This is a genomic window from Leptospira langatensis, assembly GCF_004770615.1.
Classification (GTDB): Bacteria; Spirochaetota; Leptospiria; order Leptospirales; family Leptospiraceae; genus Leptospira_B; species Leptospira_B langatensis.
This window is the reverse complement of sequence record NZ_RQER01000004.1, coordinates 131,770-144,870: the sequence shown is the minus strand read 5'-3', so window position 1 is coordinate 144,870 and position 13,101 is coordinate 131,770. Positions and strand designations below refer to the sequence as shown.

Sequence of the window (13,101 nt, the reverse complement as noted above, 5' to 3'; positions counted from 1 at the left end):
AAAGAGAAAGAAATTAAGGAAATCCTATGCCCGCAACATTAGTGGTCGGAACCCAATGGGGTGACGAGGGGAAAGCCAAGGTAATCGACTACCTTTCCAAAGACACAGATATTATAGTTAGATACCAAGGCGGAGCCAACGCCGGTCATACCGTGGTGGTTCACGGAAAGAAATACGTATTTCATTTGGTCCCTTCCGGGGTCATTTACGACCAAACCGTTTGCGTGATCGGGAACGGAGTGGTCTTGGACCCGATCTTCTTCATTGAAGAGTGCGATAAGCTACAAGCGGAAGGCTTTCCGGTCTATGAAAAACTCCTGATCAGCGATGCTTGTCATCTTCTCTTCCCATTTCATGGACTCATCGATTCTGCTAGAGAGAATACCTGCGCTCCGGATCGTAAGATCGGAACCACTAAGAAAGGGATCGGGATCTGCTACGCGGATAAGATGATGAGGATAGGCCTCCGAGTAGGCGATCTTCTAGAGAGCGATTTCGAGACTAGACTCCAACATCTGGTGGATGAGAAGAACAACGAACTCGTTAAGCTGTACGGCGAAAAAGAGATCTCTACGAAAGAGATCCTGGACGGGGTCAAGAGGTTCTATTCCAAGATCCAAAAGAATATTATAAATACTCCATATTATTTGGAAAGCCAACTGAAGGCAGGCAAGAAGATCCTTTTAGAAGGCGCACAGGGAACTGGCCTGGATGTGGATTTCGGTACGTATCCGTACGTGACTAGCTCGAATCCTACTACGGGAGGAGCATTCATCGGTTCCGGGATCGCATTCCATCATTTGAAGAATGTGATCGGGATCACAAAGGCGTACACCACTCGTGTAGGTGAAGGTCCATTCCCCACCGAATTACACGGAGAAGAAGGGGAAAAACTCAGAACCCTCGGCGCCGAATACGGAGCCACTACCGGAAGACCAAGACGTTGTGGTTGGTTCGATACGGAAGTGCTTCGTCATGCAGTGAGGATCAATGGTCTTACTTCCATTTCCTTGACCAAGATAGATGTTCTTTCCGCATACGATAAGATCCCTGTTGCAGTCGCTTACGAAAGGAACGGAAAGAAATTGGATTGTTTCCCTTCCCAAGGCTTGGAGCAAGTCAAAGTGATCTATGAAGAATTTCCTGGTTGGAAGACTGATATCACAGGCATCAACGAATTCGATAAACTGCCATCCGCATGTAAGGATTATATCCGTGCCTTGGAAAAATTGATCGGAGTTCGCATCGACTTGATCTCTACCGGACCGGATCGAAAGGATACGATCGCTTCCGGATTTTGATTTCGGAAACTTGTAAAAATCCTTCGAAATTCGTTTGACCGGCGAGGGTCGAAAAATATCGTGTTCTTACGTTCGAGTCGTTAGCTCAGTTGGTAGAGCATCTCACTTTTAATGAGAGGGTCTTGGGTTCGAGTCCCAAACGACTCAAGAACACAATTAAATCAAATCGAATAAACGCCGCCATCGTCTAGTGGTTAGGACACCAGGTTTTCATCCTGGTAACCGGAGTTCAATTCTCCGTGGCGGTACCACTTCTCTTCTTCTTACTTTTCCTTCGCAATCAGTCGTTACTAAATTTAGGTCTTCTCTTTTCTAAGACTGCTTTCAGCCCTTCTTCGAAATTACCAACCACGAAAGGTTTGAATTCGCTGATCTGATTTTCGACAGGAGAATTTAATTCGGAGATCATATCTATGCGGATCCCTTTCTTAATAGATTGAACGCTTGCTTGCGGAAGGTCCATGAACCCTAACATATAGCTCTCGGCTTTTTTATGCAGATCGTCTGGTGCATAAAGGGAGTCTACCAGTCCTATGGATCTTGCTTCTTCCGGCTTGAATGCTTTGCCGAGCATGGCGACCTCTCTCAGATTCGGTCTTCCTACAACAGACTCTATGATCCGCAAGAGAGTAGGAGGAATCGTCAGTCCTACTAAAACTTCTGAAAAACAATAACGAGCCTTTCCTTCGGACATGAACCTGAAGTCTGTGAGTATTGCAAGGACAGCTCCTCCTGCCATTGCGTGCCCGTTGATCACGGACGCTTCCGGCTTGGGAAAAGAATAAATGACTCTCATCATCTCGAAGAGCTTGGCAAAGACTTTGATCCTTCCTTCAGCGTTCCTTTCTAACATATAGCTCGGATCCAATCCGTTAGAGAAGAATTTGTCGGATTTGGATCCGATGAGAACAGCTCGGACACTTTTTTTATCTGCAAGAATGCGATGGGCCTCTATCAATTCATCCATCAGTTCTTCGGTCATTTCGTTTGCGGGTTGGTTATCCAACCAGATCCAGGCCAGGTTTTCTTTCTCTTCGATCCGAATATGTTTCATCTGTTCCGATTCTCTCTAATATTTATTAGGGCAAAGATAAGTTATCATCAGGAAGAAGTCTTAGTAAGTTTCAATCTCTTTTTTGCATAGACCATGCAAACGGTATTGAGTTCGCAAGATTCGCAGAGTTCCCGGACGTATTGAGATTTACATTTCCTTAAAATTCCCAATCTGCACAAAGCAAAGTCCATTCTCAACGGATCTTTCGGATAGAATCTTTGGAAGAAGTCCGTGATCTCCCTTGATTTTTTTAGATCGGAAGTCTTACGGTTCGTGACCCCTAAGATATTTGCGAGACGATTGATATGGGTGTCTAAAGGAAATAATAGTTCGGATGCCGAAATACTTTTATATAGCCCTAGATCGGGCGCGTCTTTTCGGACCATCCAGCGCAAGAACATACAGTATCGCTTGTGAGCTGACTTGGGATTTCCCATCCCGATCAAAAATCCAAGCCCATAGGTTCTCCAATTCGGATCCAAGGAAGAAAGGATTTGGGAGAATCTGGATTGAAATCCAGTGATCCTTTTCTCCAATCCGGATTCTTCTTTATGAACTGGAGAAAACCAGGACTCCAAAAATCTTTCTCCCTTCTTCTCTAATTCCAAATAGGCCAAACGAAGGGCTTGTAAGAAGAGTAATATATCCTTTTCCTTTTGGAAACGATAGGCGCCCAACTTGCTTTTCCAGATCTTAGTTCCTTGGCTTAAGAGATATCTTTTGGGATGCTTTCCCATGGGTTCCAAAAGCCGAGAGAGAAAGCCTCGGATCGCGGTCACGTTCCCATAGGCGAATAACGCGGAGAGAAGTCCTACGAGTTCTTTGTCTTCCGGAGAATCATACAGATAACAAAGAAAGAGAGGGTCCGAATCCAAGAATTCAGGTTTGGTATAAGAAAGGTACAATTGATCGAAGCTTTTCTTTAGCTCTTGATCGGACCTGCGAGGATGAGGCTTCATTCAAGAAAAATTAAGAAGCGGCTTTTGCTTTCAGGGCAATATAGGAACGGGATGCGAGTTTTCTCTGAAGGATACTTTCCATAAAGGAAGAAGCTTCCAATAATTTAGAGAGATCTATGCCGGTTTCTATTCCGGATTTATGGAAATAATATACTAGGTCTTCCGTGGCCAGGTTCCCTGAGGCTCCTTTTGCGTACGGGCATCCGCCTAATCCTCCGGAAGAAGAATCGAAAGATCGGATCCCCATCTCATAGGATTTTTGCACGTTGGAGATCGCCATTCCATACGTGTCGTGAAAATGACCGGCTAGTTTGTCGGAAGGGATTTCCTTTAAGATTACGTTTAGCAGGGTCTCTACTTCAGCGGGAACTGCAGTGCCGATCGTTTCGCCGAGGGAGATCTCATAGGCGCCCTGGTCCAAAAGTATTTTAGAAACTTCTAATGCTTTTTGGGGATCTATCCTCCCTTCATAAGGACAATCAATCACCGTGGAGACGTAGCCTCTCACTTTGATCCCATCTTTCTTCGCTTCTTGAAAGATCTCCTTAAAACCTTCGATGGACTCTTGGATAGTCCGATTGATATTCTTCTTTACGAAACTCTCGGAAGCGGCGGTAAACACGGCGACTTCCTTATAACCTGCGGCAAGAGCCGCCTGATATCCTTTTAGGTTCGGAGTAAGAGCGCTGAATTGTACCTTGCCCTTCAAGTCTAGAAGGGAAGAGAGTTCGTTTGCATCCCCTAACTGAGGAATATTTTCCTTTCTCACGAAGGAAGTGGCTTCTATATGGGTCAGACCGGCTTGGATCAGTTTTTGGATGAACTCGAATTTGTCCCGAGTAGGAACTTCCGATTTCTCATTTTGGAGCCCGTCTCTTGGGCCAACTTCCGTGATTTTCAAAGCCATGATTTAGGGGATTGGTTGTAAGAATTCTGGGCAAGCACTAAACCGGTATCGATGATCCGGAAAGAAGAACCGATCTTGGTCTTAGAAGATGTCTCCCTCTTTTCAGCGGAGAGAACCTATCTTTCTAAGATCGATCTTAAAGTAAGTTCAGGAGAATTCTTAGGAATTCTAGGTCGGTCTGGTTCAGGCAAATCCACGCTCTTACGCTATATATTAGACCTTCCATTCCCTTCTTCTTGGAAAAAAACGGGTAGGGTCCTTTTTTTCGGAAAGGAGAAGAAGGAGATCCCTGCTAGATGGATCCAGCCGGTATTCCAAGATCCGGTCCTTGGTTTCAATCCGACTTGGACAGTAGAGAAAAGCTTACGAGAACCTCTGCGATTATTCAAAGAAGAAGAACGATTTGCATCTCTATTAGAAAAATGGAATCCGATTTTGGACTTGGACGGAAAGAATAGGGATCGTCTGCCGGCTTCTTTTTCAGGTGGGGAATTGCAAAGATTTTCCTTATTGAGAGCACTACTTTGCGAGCCCAAGATCCTGCTCTTGGATGAGGCTACTTCCGCATTGGACCCGCTGCTAAATGAGCAGGTCTTAGAGGCATTGTCCGATCTGAATCGAAAGGAAGGCACAACCATTCTTTGGGTGACGCATAACGTGAGATCTGCCAAAAAGTTTTGCTCCCGAACTTTTGAAATTTTGAGCCGGGCTGATCAGGGTGTGAAATAGATGTATTTGGGGATGGATCGACTCAAAGTGATCTCTGGTTCTATTTCCGAAACTCTCATACGCACTGTTTAAGAGTGATCATAAAATTTTCGACTAAAGGAGAATTCCAAGTCTAAGGCCTATGTCCAAGCAGAAAATCCAATTCGTCTTACTGGCAGTTTCATTCGTATTCTTCTTTGCTTCCTGTGATGCAAAGGGTCCTTTTGGTCCGGCTCTCTTAAAAGACAGTAAGGTCCAAGTGAGTCCTGGTCCCTCTATCGTGTTCGTGCCCGGATATAAAGGTTCCGAGCTCGTTCAAAATACAGGAGAGGATTCTTGGAGAAAAGTTTGGCTGACTCCAAGCCAGGCACTCGGCTTTTCTCATCCGGATCTGAGTTATCGGGAAGGGGATGGGATCCAAGAGGGAAATGTTCTTGGATCCGTGACATTGATCCCGAAAGTCATCGATGTCCAAGTGTATTCTCCATGGCTTGCGGCTCTTCGCTCTTCTAATAGAAAGCCGTACGTTTTTCCGTATGACTGGAGAAGGGACAACGGTGAGATCTCTAAGCATCTGGAATCATTTTTAGAGAAAGTAAAGTCGGAGAATGGGAATATCGCTCCGGTTGTTGTGGGCCATAGCAATGGAGGGAATCTTACGCTTTCCGTTCTGAACCGCAGACCGGATCTGATCGGAAAAGCGGTGTTTGTAGGAACTCCTTTTCATTCCGGCATCGGTTTTATGGAAGATCTGATTCCTGGAGTTTCTACCGGTCTGAATGGGAAGATCGCAGGAGCCTGCGTCGTATCAACTTTTGTTTCCGTGCTTACCTTCTTTCCTAGGAACCAAAGCTTCGACACAAAAGATGTTCTCACGACTCCGACGGGAGAGCCAATCCAAGTGCAATTCTTCCAAGCGAAGGATTGGAAGCGTTTTCAATTAGGTATTTATAATAAAGCATCCGGCTGCCGATCGGAGCCTAGTCTGGAATCCTATCAGTCCAATCTAGACAAGGCTCTTTCTTTTCGTAATTCTCTCGAACCCAAGAAGAAGGGAAATCTTCCTCCGGTCTTAGTAGTGCATGCAGTGAATCGTCCCACTTTGAGGACTCTTCCTGGCGAGAAAAAAGGAGAAGACTGGATCTGGGATTTCGAAAAAGGAAAAAGAGTTCCGGGCGATGGAAGAGTGACTGCGGAAAGTTCTCTTCCTCCGGACGGGATTCCTTATGAGATCTTTGTTTCCGAAGCGGAGCATTCTGCGCTCCTAAACGATGAGAAAGTGCAGAAAAAGATCCTGGATTTTGCGGAAAAACGATAAGCTCGATAAAAATCTGAAACGCTTCTGTAGTAAGATCCTTGTTCGGGATGACAAGACTGCAGAGGGCTTACCTGTATAATAAAAAACCCCGGGGCCTTCGCCACGGGGTCTCGAAAAAGATCGAAATCCGTTTTGGATCAGAACTCGATATGATACAAGTTCTTGCGGTCTTTTTTGTCCTTATACAAAGCTAAGAGAACGTCTATCCGATAGATGGACGAACGAAGGCTTGCTTCTAATAATCTTAAAGCTTTGATCTGGTTTTCGAGAGACATCTCACTCAAGCGGGTCACTTCCGTCTTTTCAAAGACCTCGTGGGTTACTTCGCTCGATTTTAAGTCAGCCGGTTTAAAGACGATTTTCTTGTTCTCGAACATCACCTCGTAATAGATCCTTTTGCTTTCGGATGCAAGGGTGATATCGGAAACCTTTCCGCCGTTGAATTGGAAGGTTATGTACTTGAATAAGTTACTCTCATAACCGTCCTGAACTTGGAAAGGAATGTCTTCCGTGACAATGGTTTGGCGTTTCTCATACTTCGGCATCAAGACCACGAGAATATCGTGCTTGCGTTCCAAGTCTTTCAATCTCTCGTTGATGGTAGCTTCCAACCCAACGATGATCTTTTTCAGTGACTTGGTGTACTCGCTAGTCTCGTCCTGAAATACGTCCGATTGATTGACCTTTTGTTTCTCTTGGGCCAGCAAAGGAACGAAGAAGAAGAGGGCCGCCAACGCGAAAAGCCTGGTTTGGTTTTTCATTGGATCCTCCACCCCCAAAGGTAGGCGGTTTCGGTCCTCTTGCCAAGTCTTTTTCGATTTTCTGCTGGCTTAGGTTATTGTTGCTCCTTCTCCGCTTCCTCGTCTGCGGCCTTGATCTCGGCGAATCTTCTGGCTAGGTCCCTTCTTCTTTCAATGATCTTCAGGGAGAATTCCGAGAAGAAAGGGTCGTTGGGGTATTTTAGCAGTTCTTCATATTCTTTAGCAGCCGTGACATAATCGCCGATCTTACTCGCAGTCTCTGCAAAGAAGAAATGGAATTTTTTATTGTACGGCCTCTTCTTCCCTTGGTCGTCGTAGAGGTCCGTGTTCCTCAGGATCTTGTACGCGTAGTAATCCCGACCACCCATGATCTCCAATCTGGCTAGTCCCAGTTTCGCATCCGGGCTATTCTGGTCTATGGACAAGGCTTTCTTAATATAGATATTGGCCCTATTCTTGAGATCCGTTTTGATATAATGTTCCGCGAGAAGCACCAATGCCTCCGTCTGGAATTGGTTCCTTTCCACCGCTTTTTTATAATAGATCACTGCTTGGATCTGCTCGTTCAATAGCTCGTACAGAACGCCCAGATGTATATAAGTTCTGTAATATTGAGGAACTTCCGCGATCGCATATTCGAATTGGAGTACTGCCTTTTGGTAATTCTTCTCTATATGATAGGCTCTTCCCAAGTTATAACGAAATGCGAAGAAGGAAGGATCGAATCTTACGCCTGCCTCCAGCATGGAGATCGCAGTCGCCCGTTTGGCGGGATCCGCAGTCTGCAATAGAGCTACCGCTTCATTATTAAAATTCCCGCAATTATCGATCTTCTTTCCTTGGTATTCGAAGCTTGCTTTGGAGGGAGGAGGGGGACCTTTCCAATGTCTACCTGCTGCGACGATAAAATCCTGCTCCGAACGAGCGAGGCTTCCGTCTTGATAAAACTCAGGATCTAAGAATTCATTCTCTCCCCAAAGAATACCTGCATACTCGATCCCGCCTATCTTGAATTGAGCTTGGAGAGAAGAGGAGAAGAGACAGAGCAAGGAAATGCAAAGCCGGAAATTAAAGCCTTGTAAATACTGTTTTAGAAGGAAGATTGTCCTCATTGGTCTCGACTCAAACATCAATTCCCATATTGGAATGTTCCGGTCTATCTTATAGTATCGGACGAAAGTCCGTTTTAAAGAACGTCTCCTTCTCCGTTTTTCGGGGAGAAGTCCTTTTCGTGAGGGGAATGAACGGTTCAGGCAAGACTACTCTCTTGAAATCCGTTTTGCAACACGATAAATACAAGAAGGAGATCCGCTTTCCTTCTTCTCCTTTCCCTAGACTTTCCTACTTGGGCCATGAGCTGGGACTGTATACCACATTGAGTCTGGAAGAAAATCTGGAATATTTCAGAGGGATTGCGGGGGATTGTCGTCCGGAAGACCAAGTTATTTCTTGGCTCAAGGACTTCCGCCTTTGGCAAAGAAGAAAGGATCCGGTCTCTTCTTTTTCCAGGGGAATGAAACAAAAGGCAGCGTTAGTCCGTGCTCTTTTGCCTAACGTGGAATTGTATCTTTTAGACGAACCTTTCACTGCCTTGGATACGGAAGGAGAAGCGAAAGCGAGACTCGTTCTGGAATCCGTGCTCCCAACTTCTGCGATCGTGCTTGTGACCCATGATCCTGATCTGCAATTTTCCGCGCCGAGTCGGATCCTGGAATTGGGGGAATCCTCCAAATGAAAGCGATCCTGGCTCTGATCCGAAAGGAATTCCGTTTGTTAGGAAGGGCGAGTAACGGGATCCTCTCTTTGCTTGTACTTGTTTCCGCAATGGTGTTCTTATTCCATTATGCTTTGGAAAGGAATGGGGCCATGGACGGAGTCGCACTCATCGGATTGAAATGGTCCATTCTATTTGTCGCCTCCTTCGTGTTAGTCGGTCAGTTCACTTGGGAAGAAAGAGAGGCCGGGGGCGGGACCGCGAGTCGTTTATTTATTTCTCCTTGGATCTTGTTTCTCTCCAAATCTATTCTGGTTTTTATCGCCTTGTCCGGAACGAGCGTGTATCTGTTGGGTTTATTCGCTCTTTTTTTCTCCGCCTTTCCCGCAGAATGGGCCGAGATCGGAAGACAATTGGTTTTCTTTTTGCCTGGATTGCTCTGCCTTTCTTTTTTAGGAGTTTGCCTTTCCCATATTAGTTTGTCTTCTCGCTTGAAAGAGATCCTACTTCCATTACTGCTCGTGCCACTTTCTATCCCCGTCTTTTTGTACGGAATGGAGGCGGAGAGAAAATTTGCCACGCAACCTTTTTCCGCTCTGGCGGGTTCCTTCTGTTTACTCCTAGCCTTCTCTCTTTTTTACGGCTCCATGGGTGCACTTCTGGTAGAAATGACTTCCGACGAATAGGATTCTTCTTGATCGGAGGAAAGGATACGGACAGACTTCCAAGCATAATGAATATTCGCCTCGCGCATCCGGTTTGGGATTGGATCCTGGCTCTCTTATTCTTTCTATTTTTTCCTTTTGCTGTCTTACTCGGTTTGTATTATCCGAATGTGATCTTGGAACAAGGGATCTCGCATCGGATCTTTTACTTTCACGTTCCCGTCGCTTGGGTGGCCTTATATGGTCCCGGGATCTCTGCGGTATGCGCCGTGATCTATCTGATCACTAAGGACCGGATTTGGGATACTCTTTCTCTTTCTGCGAATAAGATCTCTCTTCTGTTTGCAATCGGTGTTCTGTTTTCGGGACCGATCTGGGCGTATCTTGCCTGGGGAACTCCTTGGGACAGTACGGATGCGCGTCTGAATTCTTTCTTCGTTTTAGTGCTAAGCCTCGTGGCCTATTTCCTTCTTCGCTTTTTGATCGTAGATCATAATAAGAAGTATATCTTCTCCGCGTTTTTAAGTTTATTCTGTACTGTGAATGCGATCCTGACCTGGGGAGCCATCCGTTGGGTGGATAATCCCGGCAATCACCCTTCTTCCGTTTTGGGGAAGAAGGGAATGGATCCTGATATGAGACTTTCGTTTTGGGCGGGAGTTCTCGCCTATCATTTGCTCTTTCTAATTCTATATAGGGTAGTCTATAGATTGGATAAGATGCAGGCGATCAAAGACGAGCTGCAAGACTAAAAAGTATTCAATTTAAAAAGATCTAATATACGAATCCGACTAAGAATGGTGAACGCACGTGGATAGAGAAAAGTCTGAGGCCCATCTGAATTATTCCGATTATTCGATCCTTGCGGTCGATGATTCGGATATCAATCTCAAGCTTTTAGTACACACTCTCAAGCCTTTGGGATTTCAGGTGTTGACCGCAATGAATACGGAAGAGGCTCGAGCAATCCTTGCGACTAATCCTGTAGATATACTTCTACTGGATGTAAGTATGCCTGGCCAGGACGGCTTCTCTTTTTGTAAAGAGTTGAGAGAGATAGATCGGTTCAATCTTCTGCCCATTCTTTTTATCACGGCTTATAATAGGGAATTGGGATTCGACGAAGCAATCACTCATGGCGGGGACGATTTTCTTCATAAGCCTTTCCAGCCGAAAGAACTAGTCGCCAAGATCCGTGCATTCATCCGCATCAAGAATCTCCAAGACGAGTTGATGCAACAAAAGAAGAAATACGAAAAAGAACTGGTGATGGCGAGAAGAGTACAGCAAGAGCTTGTCCCCGAAAAACAACTGCAATGGAATGGGTTCAATATCGCCTCCGTATTCCATCCTTTGATGCAGATCGGAGGGGACTTCATAGACGCTTGGATCGAAGAAGATAAACTACATGTGTTTATCGCCGATTGTTCCGGTCATGGCCCTTCTGCGGCGCTTCTTTCTGCCATGGTAAAGATGCAGGTGAGTAATTTAGGAAGAAGTAATACTCTTGAGGAGAAGGTAAAGACGCTTCGTCTTCAATTGGAAAAGATACTGCCTGAAGATTTCTCCATCACTTTCTTCTATGGGATATTGGACAAGGATCGAAATTTCGAATACGCGAATGGAGGACATCCGCCTCCGCTTCTATACAAGGATGGACAAGTCGAAGAACTTCCAGGAATGGGCCCTCTGATCATTCCTATCGAGCTCGGAGCAGAGGATGAATTCAGAAGTGTGAAATTGCCTCTTGGATCTTCCCTATTGCTTTACACCGATGGAGCTACTGAAATAACGGACGAGAACTATAATATTCTGGGCGAAGAAACTCTGAAGAGGATCCTAAAAGAAGCGGTGGAATCCAAGGCCGATATCCTGAATTTTTCTTTGGAAAGAATACTCGCCCATTCCGGAAAAATGACTCACGACGATGATATAGCTCTCATGGTTATCCAAGGATGAGCAAACTTCCTGATCCTTCTTATATTGGCAAAGTTAGAGATGTTTATGATCTAGGAGATTCCCTGATCCTTTGTTCCACGGATCGGGTTTCCGCTTTTGATGTTGTGTTTCGTCAGCTTGTTCCCGGCAAGGGCAAGGTCTTAAATAGGATCTCTGCCGAATGGTTTTCCTATTTTAAGGATATTCCCAATCATATTCTGGAGACTGATGTTTCCAAGTTTCCTTCTCCATACAAGGATCATCCCGATCTGAAAGATAGATCCGTGCTCGTGAAGAAATGCCAAAGAGTGGATTTCGAATGTGTGGTTCGAGGTTATCTTTCCGGTTCCGGTTGGAAGGAATATAAGCAGGATGGAACACTTGCCTTCAAGAAACTTCCAGCCGGTTTAAGAGAATCCGATAAATTACCGGAGCCTGCCTTTACTCCTGCGATCAAGAACGATACTGGTCACGACGAAAACGTTTCGGAAGAAAGAATGAAAAACGAGATAGGTTCCGAACTCTTCTCGATTCTGAAGGAAAAATCGATTTCCCTCTATACCCGTGCGGCTGAACTGGTAGCAGGGGCCGGGATTTTGCTCTGCGATACTAAGTTCGAATTTGGTATCTCGGACGGAAAGGTCATCTTGATCGATGAGATCCTGACTCCGGATTCTTCCCGCTACTGGGCGGAAGAAACCTATACTGTCGGGACCACCCCGCCTAGTATGGACAAACAGATCCTTAGAAATTATTTGGAAAGATCGGGTTGGAACAAACTTCCTCCTCCTCCGGATCTTCCGGAGAGTCTGATTGTCGAACTCCAGGAAGCGTATAAGGAAATACAGGATCGGCTATTAAAATGTTTATCGCGAGAATTAACGTAACTCTGAAAGAATCCGTACTCGATCCTCAGGGAAGTACGGTCAAATCCACGCTTCATGAATTGGGCGAAAACTCGGTGCAAGATGTAAGAGTGGGCAAGTATATCGAAGTCAAATTGGATTCTCCCGATCTGGAAACCGCTCAGAAAACAGTAACAAGTCTTTGTGAAAAATTATTGGTCAATCATGTGATCGAAACCTATCGTTCGGAGATTATCCCTGGATGAAAGCAGCGGTCATTACCTTTCCTGGTTCCAACTGCGATAGTGATATTGCAAGAGTGCTTTCCGATTTCTATTCTGCGAAAGTGGATCGGGTCTGGCACAAGGATCAGTTCTCAGAAAAATACGATTTAGTGATCTTGCCCGGCGGATTTTCTTATGGGGATTATCTTCGCTCCGGAGCCATGGCTCCTTTCTCTCCTGTGATGAAGTCCGTAAAAGAGCATACGGATCGAGGAGGAAAACTATTCGGGATCTGCAATGGTTTTCAGATCCTTGCGGAGGCAGGATATCTTCCTGGAGCTCTGATACGTAATAGAAATCTAAAGTATGTCTGTAAGACTGTAGGTCTTAAGAAAGCTTCCGATTCCAACAAGATCTCCGGCAAGCTCGGTAAGGACCAAGTTCTCCGGGTTCCAGTTGCTCACGGAGACGGTTGCTATTTCGCATCCGAAGATATTCGCAAACAACTGAAAGACGAGGGAAGGATCCTATTCCTGTATGCGGATGAGAATCCGAACGGAAGTCTGGATAATATTGCCGGGATTTGCTCTCCGGATTTCAAAGTGTCTGGGATGATGCCTCACCCAGAAAGAGCCATGAATCCGATCACAGGAGAAATGGACGGTAAAACAGTTCTGGATTTAGTGATCGGCGCTTAAAAGAACGGA

15 protein-coding genes and 2 tRNA genes are annotated in these 13,101 nt (G+C 45.4%); 12 read left to right on the top strand and 5 right to left on the bottom strand.

Going from position 1 to position 13,101, the window contains the following annotated elements; genetic code table 11:
* Positions 1-26 precede the first annotated feature (26 nt).
* The 3 genes from EHO57_RS04860 (at position 27) to EHO57_RS04850 (ending at position 1,552) form a co-directional block, all read left to right on the top strand.
* Complete coding sequence (locus EHO57_RS04860) at positions 27-1,301, top strand: adenylosuccinate synthase (protein ID WP_135646249.1); 1,275 nt, start codon at positions 27-29, stop codon at positions 1,299-1,301.
* A gap of 74 nt (positions 1,302-1,375) precedes the next feature.
* Positions 1,376-1,448 (top strand) — tRNA-Lys (locus tag EHO57_RS04855).
* A 29-nt stretch (positions 1,449-1,477) separates the two neighbouring features.
* Positions 1,478-1,552 (top strand) — tRNA-Glu (locus tag EHO57_RS04850).
* Between the two features lie 29 nt (positions 1,553-1,581).
* Here EHO57_RS04850 and EHO57_RS04845 read toward each other — a convergent pair.
* Genes EHO57_RS04845 through EHO57_RS04835 form a run of 3 tightly spaced genes read right to left on the bottom strand, consistent with a single transcriptional unit; the run spans position 1,582 to position 4,221 of the window.
* A complete protein-coding gene (locus EHO57_RS04845; protein WP_135646250.1) occupies positions 1,582-2,355 on the bottom strand; it encodes an enoyl-CoA hydratase/isomerase family protein in 774 nt (257 codons plus the stop codon).
* A 47-nt stretch (positions 2,356-2,402) separates the two neighbouring features.
* Positions 2,403-3,314 (bottom strand): TIGR02757 family protein, encoded by a 912-nt coding sequence (locus EHO57_RS04840; protein ID WP_135646251.1) that lies wholly within the window; start codon positions 3,312-3,314, stop codon positions 2,403-2,405.
* Positions 3,315-3,324: 10 nt separating this feature from the next.
* Positions 3,325-4,221: a hydroxymethylglutaryl-CoA lyase gene (locus EHO57_RS04835; protein WP_167882296.1), complete on the bottom strand. Its 897-nt coding sequence runs from the start codon at positions 4,219-4,221 to the stop codon at positions 3,325-3,327.
* Positions 4,222-4,272: 51 nt separating this feature from the next.
* Here EHO57_RS04835 and EHO57_RS04830 point away from each other — a divergent pair, with 51 nt between their 5' ends.
* Entirely contained in the window at positions 4,273-4,950 is a 678-nt protein-coding gene (locus tag EHO57_RS04830; protein ID WP_135646252.1) for an ABC transporter ATP-binding protein, read from the top strand.
* 121 nt (positions 4,951-5,071) lie between these two features.
* Positions 5,072-6,247, top strand: coding sequence for a lipase/acyltransferase domain-containing protein (locus EHO57_RS04825; protein WP_135646253.1), 1,176 nt, complete (start codon positions 5,072-5,074; stop codon positions 6,245-6,247).
* A 137-nt stretch (positions 6,248-6,384) separates the two neighbouring features.
* Here the strand turns inward: EHO57_RS04825 and EHO57_RS04820 are convergent, their stop codons facing one another.
* A complete protein-coding gene (locus EHO57_RS04820) occupies positions 6,385-7,008 on the bottom strand; it encodes a hypothetical protein (RefSeq protein WP_135646254.1) in 624 nt (207 codons plus the stop codon).
* A gap of 74 nt (positions 7,009-7,082) precedes the next feature.
* On the bottom strand, positions 7,083-8,120 hold the full coding sequence (locus EHO57_RS04815) for a tetratricopeptide repeat protein (RefSeq protein ID WP_135646255.1): 1,038 nt from the start codon (positions 8,118-8,120) through the stop codon (positions 7,083-7,085).
* Between EHO57_RS04815 and EHO57_RS04810 the strand changes: the two genes are divergently transcribed.
* The 7 genes from EHO57_RS04810 to purQ are packed head-to-tail and all read left to right on the top strand — an operon-like array spanning position 8,120 to position 13,092.
* The gene (locus tag EHO57_RS04810; RefSeq protein WP_135646256.1) at positions 8,120-8,743 is read left to right on the top strand and encodes an ABC transporter ATP-binding protein; all 624 of its coding nucleotides are present in this window, start codon (positions 8,120-8,122) and stop codon (positions 8,741-8,743) included. The genes EHO57_RS04815 and EHO57_RS04810 overlap by 1 nt on opposite strands.
* Positions 8,740-9,408 (top strand): heme exporter protein CcmB, encoded by a 669-nt coding sequence (locus EHO57_RS04805; protein WP_135646257.1) that lies wholly within the window; start codon positions 8,740-8,742, stop codon positions 9,406-9,408. The genes EHO57_RS04810 and EHO57_RS04805 overlap by 4 nt, the downstream gene beginning before the upstream one ends.
* Positions 9,409-9,455: 47 nt before the next feature.
* Positions 9,456-10,139 carry a cytochrome c biogenesis protein CcsA gene (gene ccsA, locus EHO57_RS04800; protein ID WP_135646393.1) on the top strand — a complete coding sequence of 228 codons (684 nt, stop codon included), beginning with the start codon at positions 9,456-9,458 and terminating at the stop codon, positions 10,137-10,139.
* Between the two features lie 58 nt (positions 10,140-10,197).
* The gene (locus EHO57_RS04795) at positions 10,198-11,346 is read left to right on the top strand and encodes a PP2C family protein-serine/threonine phosphatase (protein ID WP_135646258.1); all 1,149 of its coding nucleotides are present in this window, start codon (positions 10,198-10,200) and stop codon (positions 11,344-11,346) included.
* A complete protein-coding gene (locus EHO57_RS04790; RefSeq protein ID WP_135646259.1) occupies positions 11,343-12,212 on the top strand; it encodes a phosphoribosylaminoimidazolesuccinocarboxamide synthase in 870 nt (289 codons plus the stop codon). Before EHO57_RS04795 ends, EHO57_RS04790 begins: the two co-directional genes overlap by 4 nt.
* Positions 12,188-12,436, top strand: a complete 249-nt coding sequence (gene purS / locus EHO57_RS04785) for a phosphoribosylformylglycinamidine synthase subunit PurS (RefSeq protein ID WP_135646260.1) — start codon at positions 12,188-12,190, stop codon at positions 12,434-12,436. Before EHO57_RS04790 ends, purS begins: the two co-directional genes overlap by 25 nt.
* A complete protein-coding gene (purQ, locus tag EHO57_RS04780) occupies positions 12,433-13,092 on the top strand; it encodes a phosphoribosylformylglycinamidine synthase subunit PurQ (RefSeq protein ID WP_135646261.1) in 660 nt (219 codons plus the stop codon). The genes purS and purQ overlap by 4 nt, the downstream gene beginning before the upstream one ends.
* Positions 13,093-13,101: the final 9 nt, after the last annotated feature.

What these genes read in the sequence shown, in the direction of transcription:
- purS (WP_135646260.1), top strand. Translation starts at nt 12,188, where the DNA reads ATGTTTATCGCGAGAATTAACGTAACTCTGAAAGAATCCGTACTCGAT.
- EHO57_RS04815 (WP_135646255.1), bottom strand. Translation starts at nt 8,120, where the DNA reads ATGAGGACAATCTTCCTTCTAAAACAGTATTTACAAGGCTTTAATTTC.
- purQ (WP_135646261.1), top strand. Translation starts at nt 12,433, where the DNA reads ATGAAAGCAGCGGTCATTACCTTTCCTGGTTCCAACTGCGATAGTGAT.
- EHO57_RS04830 (WP_135646252.1), top strand. Translation starts at nt 4,273, where the DNA reads ATGATCCGGAAAGAAGAACCGATCTTGGTCTTAGAAGATGTCTCCCTC.
- EHO57_RS04790 (WP_135646259.1), top strand. Translation starts at nt 11,343, where the DNA reads ATGAGCAAACTTCCTGATCCTTCTTATATTGGCAAAGTTAGAGATGTT.
- EHO57_RS04860 (WP_135646249.1), top strand. Translation starts at nt 27, where the DNA reads ATGCCCGCAACATTAGTGGTCGGAACCCAATGGGGTGACGAGGGGAAA.
- EHO57_RS04835 (WP_167882296.1), bottom strand. Translation starts at nt 4,221, where the DNA reads ATGGCTTTGAAAATCACGGAAGTTGGCCCAAGAGACGGGCTCCAAAAT.
- EHO57_RS04840 (WP_135646251.1), bottom strand. Translation starts at nt 3,314, where the DNA reads ATGAAGCCTCATCCTCGCAGGTCCGATCAAGAGCTAAAGAAAAGCTTC.
- EHO57_RS04820 (WP_135646254.1), bottom strand. Translation starts at nt 7,008, where the DNA reads ATGAAAAACCAAACCAGGCTTTTCGCGTTGGCGGCCCTCTTCTTCTTC.
- EHO57_RS04845 (WP_135646250.1), bottom strand. Translation starts at nt 2,355, where the DNA reads ATGAAACATATTCGGATCGAAGAGAAAGAAAACCTGGCCTGGATCTGG.
- ccsA (WP_135646393.1), top strand. Translation starts at nt 9,456, where the DNA reads ATGAATATTCGCCTCGCGCATCCGGTTTGGGATTGGATCCTGGCTCTC.
- EHO57_RS04805 (WP_135646257.1), top strand. Translation starts at nt 8,740, where the DNA reads ATGAAAGCGATCCTGGCTCTGATCCGAAAGGAATTCCGTTTGTTAGGA.
- EHO57_RS04825 (WP_135646253.1), top strand. Translation starts at nt 5,072, where the DNA reads ATGTCCAAGCAGAAAATCCAATTCGTCTTACTGGCAGTTTCATTCGTA.